Below are 14,448 nucleotides of genomic sequence, written 5' to 3'. Positions count from 1 at the left end.
GCATTTTGCAGCTATCCGATGTTGATACCGCCAGAAATCTGGTCGAACTCTTTCTGAAACGCACCGATGAGAAAGGCTCTGCAGCGTTTCTAGGAGCCAAGCGCGATGGCGAGTGGCAGACCGAAACGTGGCAGGAAGTGGCTGACAAGGTTTGCCTGCTGGCCGAGAATTTGCGGAAGATCGGTCTGGGTGACGGTGACCGGGTCATGATCGTTTCCGAAAATCGACCCGAATGGTGCATTGTCGATCTGGCCATCATGGCCGCCGGATGCATATCGGTACCCGCCTACATCACCAATACCGAAAGGGACCACGTACATATCCTCGACAATTCGGGCGCTAAGGCAGTGTTCGTGTCCAATGCAAAGTTGGCTACGCCGTTGCTACCAGCGATCATGCGAACAGGTATTGCAGAACATCTGATCACCATTGATGCAATTCCCCCCTTCCAATCTGGCGACCTTACCTGTCGCAGCTGGGCATCAATGCTCATTGGCGATGCCGCACAAGCTCGCGCGGCTGTCACCAATCGCATCGCGTCTATTGGACGCGATCAAACCGCCTGCATCATTTATACCAGCGGGACCGGCGGCGCGCCCCGCGGCGTGATGCAGCATCATGGCTCGATTTTGTGCAATGTGGCTGGCGCTGCTGAGATTTTGGAATCTGACTTCGGGCTGGATGAGAATGAGCGGTTCCTCAGCTTCTTGCCTCTCAGCCACGCATATGAGCATTCCGGCGGGCAATATCTGCCGATCGGTGCCGGTGCGCAGATCTACTATTCCGAAGGGCTGGAAAAGCTTGCGAGCAATATCGAAGAAGTACAGCCCACCATCATGGTGGTGGTGCCGCGACTGTTTGAAGTCCTCCGCACCCGGATCATGAAACAAGTGTCGCAGCAGGGCAAAGTCGCAAACTATCTTATGGACCGCGCCCTATCGATCGGTGAGCATAAATTCGAAGGCCGCAACCGGCTCCGCGATCGACCGATGAATCTGATCGTGGAAAAGCTGCTGCGACCCAAAATTCGTGCAAAGTTCGGTGGCCGGATCAAGGCGATGGTATCCGGCGGCGCGCCGCTCAACCCGGATGTCGGGATATTCTTTGAAGCGATGGGCCTAACCATGCTGCAAGGTTATGGCCAAACCGAAGCCGGCCCGGTGATCAGTTGCAACAGACCCGCAGCCGGCATTGCAATGGACACTGTGGGGCCGCCGATGCGGGGCGTTGAGATCAAAATCGCCGACGATGGAGAGATCCTCTGCCGCGGCGAATTGGTCATGCATGGTTATTGGCAGAATGAAGCTGAAACCAAACGAACGCTGATCGATGGCTGGCTTCATACCGGCGATATTGGCCACCTAGACGAGCGCGGTCGGATCAAAATTACCGACCGTAAGAAAGATATGATCGTCAACGACAAGGGTGATAATGTTGCGCCGCAGAAGATCGAAGGAATGCTGACGCTGCAACCGGAAATTGCGCAAGCGATGGTTGCTGGCGATAAACGTCCTTATGTGGTCGGGTTGATCGTACCAGATGCCGAATGGGCACTGGAATGGTCACGCGCGAATGACGAAAAATTCGATCTGACTGCCTTGCAGGACCTGCCGGCTTTTCGCAGCGCAATCAGCGATGCGGTTGCCCGTGTGAGCAAGGAATTGTCAGTCACCGAAAAAGTCCGGCGATACGCCTTTGCTGATGAGCCTTTCGCTATCGAAAACGAGGAAATGACGCCAAGCCTCAAGATCCGCCGCCACAAAATCCGTGACCGGTATCAGGAGCGTTTGGACGCATTGTATAAGAAGTAGGGCCTAGGCCGCTTCTTGCTCGATAAACTCTGGGAAGAAGCTGGGCTTCGCATCGGACCAACCCGGCGCCGTCGCGGCAGCTTCGCTCAGGCTTTGCAGCAACATCTTGCGGCGGTTCGGGCGGATTTGCGGCAAGGCTGCGGCGGCGCAGAATGCGCTTGGTAGCCAAGGACGGGCATCGGGGCCCAGCAACCGTTCGTACAAAAAGCGAAACGCCGAAAAACAATCCAACCGTTCTTGCGCCAGATCAAACGCTGCCACCCGGGTGAGTTTGCCGATAAAGCCTTCGATTGCATCAAAGCCGGTTTCGTTCGGCACGCTTTCCCGCAGGACTTTCAATTCCTGATAAGAGACATACTGGCGGCGGATGGCTGCATTTTCAGCGGCATCGCGCGCCCAGATCTTGAAGGCATCTTGCCGGCCCAAACCAATGTCGAGACTGCGCCGGATATAGCGCTGCTCTGCCGGTTCAAAGCTCGCAAATTCGCGCATCTCAGCGATAGTCAATGATGCATTACTTGTGGCAGCCATGACGAAGTTTCCTTGTGTTACAAGGTAGACTGTCGTCGAACATGGTTAATTTTGGGTTAGCACTCTGGCTAAATTAGTCCCGCCAATGGGCTGCTGGGATCAGCATATTTGCGAGTGGCCATCCGGCCTGCACAATACGCATCGCGGCCTGCGGCAACCGCCAGCTTCATGGCGCGGGCCATCCGAACAGGATCGGCTGCCTCAGCAATCGCCGTATTCATAAGTACGCCGTCAACGCCCAGTTCCATGGCCACCGCCGCATCTGACGCAGTACCAACGCCGGCATCCACCAAGACAGGCACGCTCGCGCCTTCAACAATCAGGCGGATGGTCACACGGTTCTGAATGCCAAGTCCGGAACCAATCGGCGCGCCTAGCGGCATAATGGCGACGGCGCCTGCTTCCTCCAGTTGTTTCGCAGCGATCGGATCATCGACGCAATAGACCATCGGGTGGAAACCCTCTTTCGCCAATACTTCTGTCGCCTTCAGCGTTTCACGCATATCCGGATATAAGGTGCGCGCTTCGCCCAAAACCTCCAGCTTGACCAAGTCCCAGCCGCCAGCCTCACGCGCCAGTCGCAGTGTACGGATGGCATCATCGGCTGTAAAACAGCCCGCAGTATTGGGCAGATACGTGACTTTCTTCGGATCGATGAAATCGGTCAGCATCGGCGCTTTGGGGTCGGTCACATTGACCCGGCGAACAGCGACCGTAACGATTTCCGCGCCGGAGGCTTCCAAAGCAGCGGCATTCTGGGCAAAGTCTTTATACTTCCCGGTCCCGACAATCAGCCGCGATCGAAATGTTTTGCCGGCAACGCTCCAGCTATCATTTTCTGCCGGATGATCGCCCCCGCCCACAAAATGAACCACTTCCAACACATCGCCATCATTCAACGATGCATCTGACAGCGTCGAACGCGGTACGATATCACCATTACGTTCAACCGCTACCTTGGCTGGATCGAGCTCCAATTCATTGACGAGCTGGGCGATTGTTGCGGCAGTGGTTTGGCGGGTATCACCATTCACCGTGATGGATTTGGGTGTGATGGATTGAGAATTCGCGTTTGGCTGGGTCATACCCGCCAAATAGCGCTCAACGCGCGGCGCGCAAGTTGAGTATGTGTCCAATCGACACGAGAGCGACGCCCAATACGGTCAAAACGACCTCCTGCGGCCCGTGTGGAACCACCAATGCGCTACCCATAGTCAGCAACCCGGTAACCGCGACAATAGAAGGAATAGTCTGCCGATGTTGCAGCGCGCCCCAGCCAATAGCCGCCGCCGCGATAATCAGCGCTAAAGCCAATCCGACACGGTGAATTTCGGGTGCCAACAAAATTTCGCCGCCGATCCCCAATGCAGACACAATGAAGATACTCAGCACACAATGCGCGGCGCATAACCCGGAGAGGGCGAGCCCCGCGCGGTCGATGCGGGTACGAAAGGCTTGCGTGGCGCGAGTCATGGTGAGGCCCATGTATGTGACGCTATATCATTCTGCAAGCTGCAATTGATGTTGCACATATTGATCTTGCCTATCTGGCGGCCTCCTATCATGGGATACACCATGACAGACAGTGCCACATCCGCCGAACTTACCCCCACTGTGCCGCCAATCACGGGCAGGCCAGAGCTGCTCGCCCGATGGCTCTATTCGGTTGCTGCGGTGATTGTCGTCATGGTTATTGTCGGCGGGATTACACGGTTAACCGAATCGGGCCTATCGATTACAGAGTGGAAACCGGTCACTGGCGCGATACCGCCGCTTAATGATGCACAATGGCAGGCAGAATTCGACGCCTACAAGCAAATCGGCGAGTATCAGCAGGTCAGCGGGCCTGCAGGGATGACACTGGCAGATTACAAATTCATCTATTTTTGGGAATGGTTTCACCGGCTGCTAGGGCGGTTTATCGGTCTGATCTATGCCCTGCCTCTGGCGTGGTTCTGGATCAAAAATTACATTCCCAGCGGTTATAAGTGGCGTCTGGTCGCGCTGTTGGCGCTAGGTGGTCTCCAAGGAACATTCGGTTGGTATATGGTGCGCTCGGGCCTTTCGACCGAAATGACCGATGTCAGCCACTTCTGGCTGTCCATCCACTTGTTGACCGCTTTATTCACGTTGGGGGGGCTGATTTGGACCGCTCTGGATTTGGGGCGGCTCGCAGCTATTCCCAATGCACGCCCAGCAAAATTCACAGGCATGGCCTGGGCGGTCAGTGCTATTCTGTTTATCCAGTTGCTTTTAGGAGCGTGGGTGGCTGGCCTTAACGCGGGCTTGGCTTCTGATACGTGGCCGCTGATGCAAGATCGGCTGGTGCCGGAATTCGACCTTGCCAAAGGCTGGTTCTGGGCCATGACACATGACCCCTACCTGCTACATTTTCTGCATCGCTGGTGGGCTTGGGTTGCTGTGGCAGCGCTCATTATCCTTTCGCGTAAAGTCAGGCCGTTTGACCGCCGCGCATCCATCGCCATCCATTCTGCATTCGGAATCCAGATCATTCTCGGCATTGCTACGGTCTGGACGGGTGTCGACCTGTGGATCGCCACAGCCCACCAAGGGGTTGGCGCATTGCTGGTGGCCGCGACCGCATGGGGCATGCATTTGATCGGCAGGACCGCGTAAATTCAGAAGATAGCTCGATTCTATCAGCTCAAACTGGCTGCGGTATTATTTTACCTCTCTTGTGAGGCCCGGAATTGCTTGACTTACACACGGTTTGCGAACAAACGGCGCGCTCTCTTCAGTCCATTACGGATTCGAGAATCAGTTTCACATTTGAAAAGCAAGAATGCCCTCAGGGTGCTTGCATTTATAGGAATGGACATAGCCCATGAAGGCTCTCAGCAAGACCACACAGTCGGCAAAGCCGGCAGAGGTCGAAAAGAAATGGCATATTATCGATGCCGACGGTCTCGTCGTTGGACGTTTGGCTGCAATTGTCGCCAACATCCTGCGCGGCAAGCACAAGCCAAGCTACACCCCGCATGTTGATTGCGGCGATCATGTAATCATTATCAATGCCGACAAGGTGAAATTCACCGGCGGCAAGATGACCGGCAAAATCTATTACAAGCACACCGGCCACCCGGGCGGGATCAAGGAAACCACACCTGCGAAGATCCTCGAAGGTCGTTTTCCAGAGCGTGTCATGGAAAAAGCTATTCAGCGCATGATCCCGCGCGGTCCTTTGGGCCGCGCGCAAATGAAAGCGCTGCACCTTTATAATGGTACCGAGCACCCGCATGAAGGCCAGAAGCCTGAAGTGCTCGATGTTGCCTCGATGAACCGTAAGAATAAGGCGTCTGCATAATGGCTGATGAAAACAACACTGTTTCCGATCTCGCAGATCTGAAAACCATCGCCGGTGATGCACCCGCGGCTGATGCTGCTGTTGCCGCTGAAAATGGTGAAGTTGCTGCCGCGCCGGCAACGCCAACCATGCCTCTGCGCGAGCAGGAGCTGGACCAGTACGGCCGTGCATATGCCACGGGTCGCCGTAAAGATGCGACTGCACGTGTTTGGCTAAAGCCCGGCACCGGCAAGATTACTGTCAACGGCCGCGACCAGGAAGTGTATTTTGCACGTCCAACTCTGCGTCTTGTGATCAACCAGCCTTTCACCATCACAGAGCGTGAAGGCCAGTATGACATTATCGCCACTGTTCGCGGCGGCGGCCTGTCCGGTCAAGCGGGTGCGGTAAAGCACGGTATCAGCCAAGCATTGGCTAAATATGAGCCAACATTGCGCGCCACTGTCAAAGCCGCTGGCTTCCTGACACGCGATAGCCGTGTTGTTGAACGTAAGAAATACGGCCGGGCGAAAGCGCGTCGTAGCTTCCAGTTCTCTAAGCGTTAATTCTGCTAGAATTCTGCAAGGCGGGGCATTTGGCCTTGGCCTTTCCAGATCAAAAACAAGGGGCGGTCCAGAAATGGGCCGCCTTTTTGTTATGCCTCTACAAACACGCGCTGTTCGACATGGATGTGGCGATGCGGTGTGATGGTAACAACATTGTAGCCCGGATCGGCACCCCGCAAACGAGTGGATAATGTACCCGCCCCGATCATGCGCACAGACCTATTACCGTAAGCACGCATCAGATCGAACGGCACATGGACGTGCCCTGTCAAAATTGCATCCGCGCCAGCCTCGGCAATAGCATTGAACGCGTTAGTCCCGCCGATAGTCGGATTTTTATCATCCGGCTGGGCAGGCAATAATGGATGGTGACACGTCACTATCTTTAACCGCGCATCATCTTTTAGCGTTTCCAAGGAAGCCAGCGTTGCGGCCAATGCCTCTTTACGGACATATCCGTCAGACCACGGGAAACGAGGCTGTATTCTGACAGTTGTTTTGAGCGGAATGAAAACGCAATGCGGCAACGCAACCGGGGCCCGCACCAATTCTGCAAGAGTGCCGTACCGCTTGTAGGGCTGTGTAAAACGCTCCCACAAATTGTAATATGGCATATCGTGATTGCCCGGCTCCAAAGTAACCAGCGTGTCCAGACTCTCAAAAAACCGCCGCGCCTGATCAAACTGTTTGTGTGTGGCCCGCTGCGTCAAGTCACCGGTGCAAACCACTACGTCTGGCTTCTCCGCATGCACGGCCGCTGCAAACCAATCGATGGCGCGCGGGTTCTCGACGCCGAAATGGACATCACTGACGTGAAAGATAGTGTGAGCGTTCATCAGAAAAGTCTGTTCCTATCGCCGATCTTCACACTCGCCCTCCCAATATCAGCCATCCGGATACACCATTAAGCCCGCTATAAACCAGATAACCCCATACCAGATTGGGCCAACCATTCGCCGCCAACAGCAACGCGGCCAGTAACACACCGAATTCCAACGCGAAGGCAATTTTCCGGCCAGTAGGGTTGGAGAGCCAGGCTATTTGACGGGTCATCGGATGATTGCTCTCCATAACAGCTTTATGAAGCGCAAAATTCCCGACTCCCAATACAAAAATCACTGCAATCGCTAACATATGGCAGTTGTGCGGAAACCTTCGTCGGGTCGCAAGTGTTGTTTATCCGGCAAAGTACAGCGTCTGTCTTGAAAGAAGCCAAACGGTCGATGGCATTGGCTCGATAGTCGAACCGTTGGTGCTTCGGCCGCCCACCTCCCCTATTTCAATACTACGCGATGAGCCTTTCATCCCCTTCACCGGAAAGGCCCGCGAATGGAGGTATACTATGAAAAAGACTCTGATCAGTTTGGCAACCATGGCTGCGCTGGCAGCGACCACACCGGCATATGCTGAAACCAAATCTGTCGACTATCGAGATCTCAATTTAGCTAGTCCACAGGGTCAAGCGGCACTTCAGAAGCGGCTTGATCATGCTGCTCGCGAGGTGTGTGGTTTGAACACCAAGACGCTAGGCACTCGTATCCGCTCAAGCGATGCCCAGAAGTGCTACATCGCGGCCAAAAAGCAGGCGGCAAGTCAAATGACTGTAGTGGTCAATGAAGAACGCCTGGGCGGATAGCATCGCCCTATCAAATTGGCGGTTGAGCATCACCGATCGTCATACCCCTCCTGCGCAGGCTTAATCTGTGCGGGGTTATAGCCCGAACTGGTTCAGTCCCCCGGTTCGGGCTATTTTTTACAAAGGGGTATCGCCCCAGTGTTTGGAGGCTAGCGGCCGGCCATCGCTTTAACTTTGGGCAGATAGGTGCGTCCGATGCGTAATGCTTCTCCATCGCCAAGCTCTACCGACCACACACCCAACCCGTCATGACGCAATCCGCGAATACTGTCGCGCCGCAATATGGTGGAGCGGTGAATGCGGATAAACTCGCCGGGATCCAATCGTTTTTCCAGGCCGGCAATCGTCTGTAGCAACAGATAGGTACGGTCGCCGACATGCAGGCGGACGTAGTCTCTTTCTGCATCGATCTGGCTGACTTGAGACACTTCTATTCGCAGCAATTCACTGCGATGCGGTACCCACAGCTCGCTTAGCCATTCGCTGTCCTTGGCCTCTTGGACACCCCGGCGGGCCAATGCGCGTTCGATGGCACGTTCCAGCCGTTCGGTCGCTACCGGTTTGAGGACATAGTCAACGGCATCAAGATCAAACGCTTCAACTGCGAAATGATCATGGGCCGTGACAAAAACAATTGCCGGGGGTTTGGAGAGTTTGGCCACTTTGCGTGCAACCGACAAGCCATCTACTTCCGGCATAGTCATATCCAATAGGATTAGATCAGGCGAAAGGGCTTCTATCAACCGGAGCGCGGCGGCCCCGTCATTTGCGGTTCCGATGACTGACAATGCGGCGATCTTGGAACAGATGACTTGCATCCGCTCGACAGCCAATGGCTCATCATCAACGATCAACGTGCGCAGAGTGTCTGCCACTGCCTCTGTCATGCCACACCATCCCGTTTCTTGAGTGGAACGCGGATCTCCGTCGAATATCCGCCTTCAATCGGGCCTGCGGCGATACTGGCTTCTTTGCCAAACCTAGCCTCCAGCCGATCTCTTACATTGGCCAAACCAATACCGAAGCCGTGCTTCGCAGCACTTTCCTGCGCTCCTGGCCCATCGTCGCTGACAGTAATGGCCAATCTGCCAAAATCCTCCCGGGCAGCCACGGTGATCGTAACCGGCCGGTTTAGCGGCGCAACCGCATATTTCACCGAGTTTTCAATCAATGGTTGCAAGATCATTCCCGGGATGTTGGCATCTTCCAGCTCGGCTGGAAGACGGACCGTTGATCTCAGGCGGTCCGGAAAACGAATAGCCTCGATCTCTAGGTAATGTTGCTGCAGGGCAAATTCGTCAGCGAGGATGACATCAGATGTCGGTTCATCAGCCAGTGAATGGCGATAGAAGTTCGACAGGGTTTGAATCATATTCTCTGCCCGGTCAGTTTTGCCGGTCATCACCAAAGCGCTCAGTGAATTGAGCGAATTGAACAGAAAGTGCGGATTCACTTGATAGCGTAACGACCGCAATTCCGCTTCTTTGGCCTGCCTGCGGAAACGGCTTTCGCGGCGCTCCGCGACTTGTGCCTGCGCGCCTGCCAATAACGCGAAATACAAAGAGCACCACGCTAACAGCAAGAAATAGCGACCGATTGCGATGTCGACAATTGACCGCCATCGCTCCCAGCCGGAAGCTTGTTGAATCATAAATTCCTGAGGCGCCTCTTCAGCGCCGCCTTGCCCCGAATTTTCCCCATTTGAGGGAACTTCGATAAAGATATTGCCAGATTCATCTTGCCGCAAACCAACGCCGCGCTCTTTTGCGATTTTTTGAGTGACCTGCGGTTGCACAGACGCAAAAATCAATTGGTTGGCCTGCGCCACAATGATCGCTGCAGGCAGTGCCAAAACAATGGCGGCGGAGGCTTTCACCCACAGCGTCCGCCGATCGAGCAGCCGCAGCAGCAACCACAAAACAAATGTCACACTTACCCCTGCAAGTGTGACAATTCCCCGGCGCCATAGAAGCTCAAACTCCGCATCGAGACCCACAATTGAGCCGCGCAACGTAGTAAGCAGGAAATAGCATAGCCATATCCCCAACATCGAGATCAACACGGTGCGGAATGGCACCCGGGCAGGGGCGCTTGAGGAGAAATCCAGAGCCATAATCTATGCTCTCTTTAATGCACTTTGGCCCTGTCAGACCAGAACAGCGGTCGAAAAGTTTCGGTCCTTCGTCGAGCTGACACGCCCCAGTCTGGATCACGTTTAGCCTGGATCAGGCGAGCAAGCCTTCTTTGGCGATTTTCTCTTTCCACCGCGCCGGGGCCAAAGTGTGGACGTTATTGCCAGCGCTATCGACCGCCACAGTCACCGGCATATTTTCGACAGTGAACTCGTAGATGGCTTCCATGCCAAGATCTTCAAAACCCACCACTTTGGCCTCTTTAATAGCGCGGCTGACCAAATAGGCTGCCCCGCCGGTGGCCATGAGGTAAGACACTTTGAACCGGCTGATCACATCAACCGCATCAGCGCCTCTCTCCGCCTTGCCAATCATGGCCAAAAGGCCCTGATCAAGCATCATTTCGGTGAATTTATCCATCCGCGTAGCAGTTGTGGGACCCGCAGGGCCGACAGCTTCGCCCATTACAGGATCGACCGGACCGACGTAATAGATGGCGCGACCTTTGAAATTGACGGGCAGTTCTTCGCCTTTCGCCAACATATCCTGGATACGCTTATGCGCTGCGTCGCGGCCTGTCAGCATCTTGCCAGACAGCAATAGACGATCGCCGTGTTCCCAGCTTTCCACCTCTGCTTGTGTCAACGTATCAAGATTGACGCGTTTTGCGCTGCTATCCGGCTGCCAGTTCACATCCGGCCATTCATCCAATTTCGGCTGCTCCAGATAGGTCGGCCCAGATCCGTCTAGTGTGAAATGGGCGTGCCGGGTCGCAGCGCAATTCGGGATCATCGCCACTGGCTTGCCTGCCGCATGACACGGTGCGTCATAAATCTTCACATCAAGAACAGTCGACAGGCCGCCCAGCCCTTGAGCGCCGACACCCTGGGCATTGACGGCGTCAAAAATATCGATCCGCAGTTGTTCAATATCGTTTTGCGCACCGCGTTTTTTGAGCTGGCCCATATCAATCGGGTCCATCAAGCTCTGTTTGGCAAGCTTAACGCAATGCTCGGCCGTACCGCCAATACCGATCCCCAGCATTCCAGGCGGACACCAGCCGGCGCCCATGCTCGGGATTTGATCGAGAACCCAGTCAACGATATTATCTGACGGATTCATCATTTTGAATTTTGATTTGTTTTCGCTGCCACCGCCCTTGGCGGCTACGTCGATCGACACGGTATCACCTGGCACCATTTCGACCGACAAGACCGAAGGTGTATTGTCGCGCGTATTGCGGCGAGTGAATGCAGGATCGGCCAAGATCGAAGCACGGAGCTTGTTTTCAGGATGCGTGTAAGCCCTGCGCACACCTTCATCGACGACTTCTTGCAGGCTGAGCTTCGAATCAAGGCGGCAATTTTGGCCCCATTTGACGAACACGTTGACAATGCCAGTATCCTGACACAGCGGCCGGTGCCCCTCGGCGCACATCCGGCTATTCGTAAGAATTTGTGCAATTGCATCTTTAGCAGCAGGACCCTGTTCGGCTTCATATGCGTCACCCAAGGCACGAATATAGTCCATTGGATGATAATAGGAGATGTATTGCAGCGCGTCAGCCACGCTTTCGATCAGATCATCTTCTGTAATTATCACCATGTCACTCATCGAATCCATACTCCTACCGGTCGATTGCATCTCGTCTTTCCTGCCCCATAGGCGGAGGTGGGGGCCAGCGTCAAAGCACTTGGCCGCCGCCGCTGTTGGGCCTAAAGCCCCGGTATCGCCAACTGGATTGACCAACTGTATTATTGATGTAATACAGCTATCGATCAAATTTGAAGAGCAATCATGACTGTAACTGCAACCAAAACCGCCCCAACAGACGCCCTGGCCGCCAGTTCCGCAGCCTCCCGCCGCGCGATGGTCGACAGTCAATTACGGACCAGCGGCGTCAATGCCGAGTTCGTTTTGGAGCGTATGTTATTGGTCCCGCGCGAAAATCATGTCCCCGGCCATGCTCAGGGTACCGCTTATATTGATCGCGCAATCACATTGGAAAATGGCCGGAAAATCGCGGCACCGTTATTTTATGGAATGCTCCTAGAAGAAGCACAACCAAAGGCCAGTGACACTGTTTTGGTCGTGGACGCAGGTAGTGGATATTTGCCAGCATTGGTTGGCCCCTTGGTCGGCCAGGTTGATGTTATCTCACCTGAGGAGGCGGTCACCAGCAGCCCTAAACGCACAACCTATTCGCTGGTTCTTATCGACGGTGCCGTAGAAAGCATCGGCCAGCCACTTGCCAAACGAATGGCTGCTGATGGGCGAATTGTGACTGGTGTCAGCAAGCAAGGTGTAACCCGCCTCGCTACCGGGCGCAAAGCGGGTGATGACGTGGCACTGCTGCCGCTGGCTGAGATCGGTATTCCGCGTCTTTCTGAATTCGATACCGAGAAAAGCTGGAGCTTCTAAGCATGAATGGCAGCACGGCACCGCGACTAAGAACATCAGCAAAGGCGATCACGCTGGCGCTGATGGCGAGTGCTGCTGCCATTGCTTCTCCTGCATCTGCAGATTCGTTGCGGGACGCCTTAGTTGGCGCCTATAAAACCAACCCTACATTACAAGCTGCGCGGGCCAACCAACGCGCGACGGATGAAGGGGTGACGATTGCGAAGTCTGGCGGCTTACCCACGGTAAGTGCATCGGCTCAGCATATCGAATTCCTCCGCCGCTCCGCCAACAGTTTTACCGCGCCTACACGAACGTTGCAGGCCGGTATTGATTTGGGTGTTCCAGTCTATACCGGCGGTGCCGTCAAAAATGGCATAAAGGCGGCAAAAGAACGCGTCGCAGCCGGACAAGCCAGATTGAGAGCGACAGAATCGTCCATCTTTAGTCTGGTCGTTGCCGCTTATATGGATGTCGTTCGTAACGAGGCGATTGTTGGCCTGTCGCGAAATCAGGTAGAAGTCCTGACTATCAATCTGGAAGCCACGAGCGATAGGTTTGAAATTGGTGATCTCACTCGGACGGATATCGCGCAGTCACAATCCAGATTGGCCGTGGCGCTGAGCGATCTACGGTCTGCTGAAGCGAATCTGATCAATGCGCGGGAAGTGTACATCCAACTGGTAGGATCTGCTCCTGATGCGTTGGAGCCCCCGCCCCCGCTGCCGGGACTGCCGGATAATCCGCAAGAAGCGGTCTATACAGCGCTGGAATTCAACCCCGACCTTATTGCTGCCAAGGAAGATGCCGAAGCCGCCGGCTTTGACGTCAAAACAGCCGGTGCCGGCAGATTGCCGACCGTTTCGTTGTTCGCCAACGGAGATTACAATGACTTCTACGGCACATTAGGCGGCCCAACCTCCAGCAATTTTGCGCAGAGTGAAAAAACGGCCAATGCCGGTGTCTCCCTCACCATACCTATTTTCCAAGGCGGGCGGATCGCGGCGCAACAAAGACAAGCCCAGGCCAGAGCCTCAAGCGCGTTGGAACAGGTGATCGCGACTGAACGCAATGTCATCGCTCAGGTTCGCGCGTCATATTCCAGCTGGATTGCTGCGAACGCGATTATCGAATCATCGCAAAGTGCGGTGGCTGCGGCAGAACTCGGTCTGGAGGGTGTTCGCGCTGAAAATACCGTTGGCAACAGAACCATTCTGGATATCCTCAATGCAGAGCAAGAACTGCTTTCGGCGCGCGTCCAATTGGTGACAGCGCGGCGCAACGCCTATGTGGCCGGTTTCGCGCTGCTTGCAGCCATGGGGAAAGCGGAAGCCCGGGACCTTGGCCTTGAGGGGGATGGTCTGTTGTATGATCCCACACTCAATTATAACCGCGTAAAGAACAAAATCTGGGACTGGGACCGCGATCCCACACCAGAAGCAATTTCCACGCGAACCGTTGACATTTCGGCGCCAGATGCGAAGATTCCTGCCATCGGGCCGATTGATGATCGCTCGGGAACTGGTCAATAAGGGTCAGGTTGCAGGGTTGAGGAAGTAATTCATGCGCCAAGATGGTGAAGCTTCGGTCGAAGAGATACTTGAATCAATCAAGAAAGTGATTGCGCGCGACAACCGCACAAGTGCTGAAACTGAACGCAAGAAACGGACGACTAAGGGCGTTGATTCAGATGAAGGGCAAGCCTCCACCGATGACACGGCTGATGATGTTCTCGACCTAGGGTCCGCAGCCTTCTTTGAAGATGATGCAGACAGCGAAGAAGAAGATTTCTCAAGCCCGCTGATTGGGGACGCTGTACGTGCGTCCATGCAAGAAAATCTGGCTGCGCTGGCGATGATATCCGAGCCCAGCACACCGCCGCAAATCGTGCGAAGCGGTGAAACCTCGCTAGAAGGCATGGTGCGGGAGATGTTGCGCCCCATGCTGGCGGAATGGCTCGACCAAAATCTGCCCGGCATGGTCGAATCCATGGTCCGGAACGAAATCAACCGGATTGCCGGTAAGCGCAGCTAAGACCGCCTCCCCAAACCAATATCACTTGCGCCTT

At 54.9% G+C, this 14,448-nt stretch carries 16 protein-coding genes; 8 read left to right on the top strand and 8 right to left on the bottom strand.

The features are described 5' to 3' along the window. Window positions 1-5: 5 nt before the first annotated feature. Entirely contained in the window at window positions 6-1,811 is a 1,806-nt protein-coding gene (locus tag HKD42_RS11515) for an AMP-dependent synthetase/ligase (RefSeq protein ID WP_170013482.1), read from the top strand. Window positions 1,812-1,814: 3 nt separating this feature from the next. Here the strand turns inward: HKD42_RS11515 and HKD42_RS11510 are convergent, their stop codons facing one another. From HKD42_RS11510 to HKD42_RS11500, 3 genes are all read right to left on the bottom strand, one after another. Next, the gene (locus HKD42_RS11510) at window positions 1,815-2,342 is read right to left on the bottom strand and encodes a hypothetical protein (protein ID WP_170013480.1); all 528 of its coding nucleotides are present in this window, start codon (window positions 2,340-2,342) and stop codon (window positions 1,815-1,817) included. 68 nt (window positions 2,343-2,410) lie between these two features. Beyond that, complete coding sequence (gene thiS / locus HKD42_RS11505; RefSeq protein ID WP_170013478.1) at window positions 2,411-3,427, bottom strand: sulfur carrier protein ThiS; 1,017 nt, start codon at window positions 3,425-3,427, stop codon at window positions 2,411-2,413. Window positions 3,428-3,443: 16 nt separating this feature from the next. Continuing rightward, window positions 3,444-3,815, bottom strand: coding sequence for a MerC domain-containing protein (locus HKD42_RS11500; RefSeq protein WP_170013476.1), 372 nt, complete (start codon window positions 3,813-3,815; stop codon window positions 3,444-3,446). 102 nt (window positions 3,816-3,917) lie between these two features. Here HKD42_RS11500 and HKD42_RS11495 point away from each other — a divergent pair, with 102 nt between their 5' ends. From HKD42_RS11495 to rpsI, 3 genes are all read left to right on the top strand, one after another. Continuing rightward, the gene (locus HKD42_RS11495) at window positions 3,918-4,979 is read left to right on the top strand and encodes a COX15/CtaA family protein (protein WP_170013474.1); all 1,062 of its coding nucleotides are present in this window, start codon (window positions 3,918-3,920) and stop codon (window positions 4,977-4,979) included. Window positions 4,980-5,187: 208 nt separating this feature from the next. Further along, window positions 5,188-5,667 carry a 50S ribosomal protein L13 gene (rplM, locus tag HKD42_RS11490; protein ID WP_170013472.1) on the top strand — a complete coding sequence of 160 codons (480 nt, stop codon included), beginning with the start codon at window positions 5,188-5,190 and terminating at the stop codon, window positions 5,665-5,667. Then, window positions 5,667-6,212: a 30S ribosomal protein S9 gene (rpsI, locus tag HKD42_RS11485; protein WP_170013470.1), complete on the top strand. Its 546-nt coding sequence runs from the start codon at window positions 5,667-5,669 to the stop codon at window positions 6,210-6,212. The genes rplM and rpsI overlap by 1 nt, the downstream gene beginning before the upstream one ends. Window positions 6,213-6,301: 89 nt before the next feature. On the opposite strand, the gene HKD42_RS11480 is transcribed toward rpsI, so the two are convergent. After that, complete coding sequence (locus HKD42_RS11480; RefSeq protein ID WP_170013468.1) at window positions 6,302-7,048, bottom strand: metallophosphoesterase family protein; 747 nt, start codon at window positions 7,046-7,048, stop codon at window positions 6,302-6,304. Window positions 7,049-7,076: 28 nt separating this feature from the next. Beyond that, entirely contained in the window at window positions 7,077-7,346 is a 270-nt protein-coding gene (locus HKD42_RS11475; protein ID WP_170013466.1) for a hypothetical protein, read from the bottom strand. Between the two features lie 208 nt (window positions 7,347-7,554). Here HKD42_RS11475 and HKD42_RS11470 point away from each other — a divergent pair, with 208 nt between their 5' ends. Beyond that, the gene (locus HKD42_RS11470; protein WP_170013464.1) at window positions 7,555-7,848 is read left to right on the top strand and encodes a UrcA family protein; all 294 of its coding nucleotides are present in this window, start codon (window positions 7,555-7,557) and stop codon (window positions 7,846-7,848) included. Window positions 7,849-7,997: 149 nt separating this feature from the next. Here HKD42_RS11470 and HKD42_RS11465 read toward each other — a convergent pair whose 3' ends face one another. The 3 genes from HKD42_RS11465 to HKD42_RS11455 all read right to left on the bottom strand — a co-directional run bounded on the left by HKD42_RS11465 (window position 7,998) and on the right by HKD42_RS11455 (window position 11,594). After that, window positions 7,998-8,735 carry a LytR/AlgR family response regulator transcription factor gene (locus HKD42_RS11465; protein WP_170013462.1) on the bottom strand — a complete coding sequence of 246 codons (738 nt, stop codon included), beginning with the start codon at window positions 8,733-8,735 and terminating at the stop codon, window positions 7,998-8,000. Next, window positions 8,732-9,961 (bottom strand): sensor histidine kinase, encoded by a 1,230-nt coding sequence (locus tag HKD42_RS11460; protein WP_170013460.1) that lies wholly within the window; start codon window positions 9,959-9,961, stop codon window positions 8,732-8,734. The genes HKD42_RS11465 and HKD42_RS11460 overlap by 4 nt, the downstream gene beginning before the upstream one ends. A 112-nt stretch (window positions 9,962-10,073) precedes the next feature. After that, window positions 10,074-11,594, bottom strand: coding sequence for a fumarate hydratase (locus tag HKD42_RS11455; protein ID WP_170013458.1), 1,521 nt, complete (start codon window positions 11,592-11,594; stop codon window positions 10,074-10,076). Between the two features lie 183 nt (window positions 11,595-11,777). Between HKD42_RS11455 and HKD42_RS11450 the strand changes: the two genes are divergently transcribed. From HKD42_RS11450 to HKD42_RS11440, 3 genes are read left to right on the top strand one after another with little or no spacing between them, the layout of a single operon-like run. After that, the gene (locus HKD42_RS11450) at window positions 11,778-12,401 is read left to right on the top strand and encodes a protein-L-isoaspartate O-methyltransferase family protein (protein WP_170013456.1); all 624 of its coding nucleotides are present in this window, start codon (window positions 11,778-11,780) and stop codon (window positions 12,399-12,401) included. Window positions 12,402-12,403: 2 nt separating this feature from the next. Continuing rightward, window positions 12,404-13,912, top strand: a complete 1,509-nt coding sequence (locus HKD42_RS11445) for a TolC family outer membrane protein (RefSeq protein ID WP_246236991.1) — start codon at window positions 12,404-12,406, stop codon at window positions 13,910-13,912. 31 nt (window positions 13,913-13,943) lie between these two features. Beyond that, entirely contained in the window at window positions 13,944-14,414 is a 471-nt protein-coding gene (locus HKD42_RS11440; RefSeq protein WP_170013454.1) for a DUF2497 domain-containing protein, read from the top strand. Window positions 14,415-14,448 lie beyond the last annotated feature (34 nt).

The sequence above is a fragment of the Pontixanthobacter rizhaonensis genome (assembly GCF_012972675.1).
Lineage (GTDB): Bacteria > Pseudomonadota > Alphaproteobacteria > Sphingomonadales > Sphingomonadaceae > Pontixanthobacter > Pontixanthobacter rizhaonensis.
Note: the sequence above shows the minus strand (reverse complement) of the source record. Positions and strands in the feature narration are given on the sequence as shown.

What these genes read in the sequence shown, in the direction of transcription:
- HKD42_RS11460 (WP_170013460.1), bottom strand. Translation starts at nt 9,961, where the DNA reads ATGGCTCTGGATTTCTCCTCAAGCGCCCCTGCCCGGGTGCCATTCCGC.
- HKD42_RS11475 (WP_170013466.1), bottom strand. Translation starts at nt 7,346, where the DNA reads ATGTTAGCGATTGCAGTGATTTTTGTATTGGGAGTCGGGAATTTTGCG.
- HKD42_RS11480 (WP_170013468.1), bottom strand. Translation starts at nt 7,048, where the DNA reads ATGAACGCTCACACTATCTTTCACGTCAGTGATGTCCATTTCGGCGTC.
- HKD42_RS11510 (WP_170013480.1), bottom strand. Translation starts at nt 2,342, where the DNA reads ATGGCTGCCACAAGTAATGCATCATTGACTATCGCTGAGATGCGCGAA.
- HKD42_RS11450 (WP_170013456.1), top strand. Translation starts at nt 11,778, where the DNA reads ATGACTGTAACTGCAACCAAAACCGCCCCAACAGACGCCCTGGCCGCC.
- rpsI (WP_170013470.1), top strand. Translation starts at nt 5,667, where the DNA reads ATGGCTGATGAAAACAACACTGTTTCCGATCTCGCAGATCTGAAAACC.
- rplM (WP_170013472.1), top strand. Translation starts at nt 5,188, where the DNA reads ATGAAGGCTCTCAGCAAGACCACACAGTCGGCAAAGCCGGCAGAGGTC.
- HKD42_RS11440 (WP_170013454.1), top strand. Translation starts at nt 13,944, where the DNA reads ATGCGCCAAGATGGTGAAGCTTCGGTCGAAGAGATACTTGAATCAATC.
- HKD42_RS11445 (WP_246236991.1), top strand. Translation starts at nt 12,404, where the DNA reads ATGAATGGCAGCACGGCACCGCGACTAAGAACATCAGCAAAGGCGATC.
- HKD42_RS11470 (WP_170013464.1), top strand. Translation starts at nt 7,555, where the DNA reads ATGAAAAAGACTCTGATCAGTTTGGCAACCATGGCTGCGCTGGCAGCG.
- HKD42_RS11465 (WP_170013462.1), bottom strand. Translation starts at nt 8,735, where the DNA reads ATGACAGAGGCAGTGGCAGACACTCTGCGCACGTTGATCGTTGATGAT.
- HKD42_RS11455 (WP_170013458.1), bottom strand. Translation starts at nt 11,594, where the DNA reads ATGAGTGACATGGTGATAATTACAGAAGATGATCTGATCGAAAGCGTG.
- thiS (WP_170013478.1), bottom strand. Translation starts at nt 3,427, where the DNA reads ATGACCCAGCCAAACGCGAATTCTCAATCCATCACACCCAAATCCATC.
- HKD42_RS11495 (WP_170013474.1), top strand. Translation starts at nt 3,918, where the DNA reads ATGACAGACAGTGCCACATCCGCCGAACTTACCCCCACTGTGCCGCCA.
- HKD42_RS11500 (WP_170013476.1), bottom strand. Translation starts at nt 3,815, where the DNA reads ATGACTCGCGCCACGCAAGCCTTTCGTACCCGCATCGACCGCGCGGGG.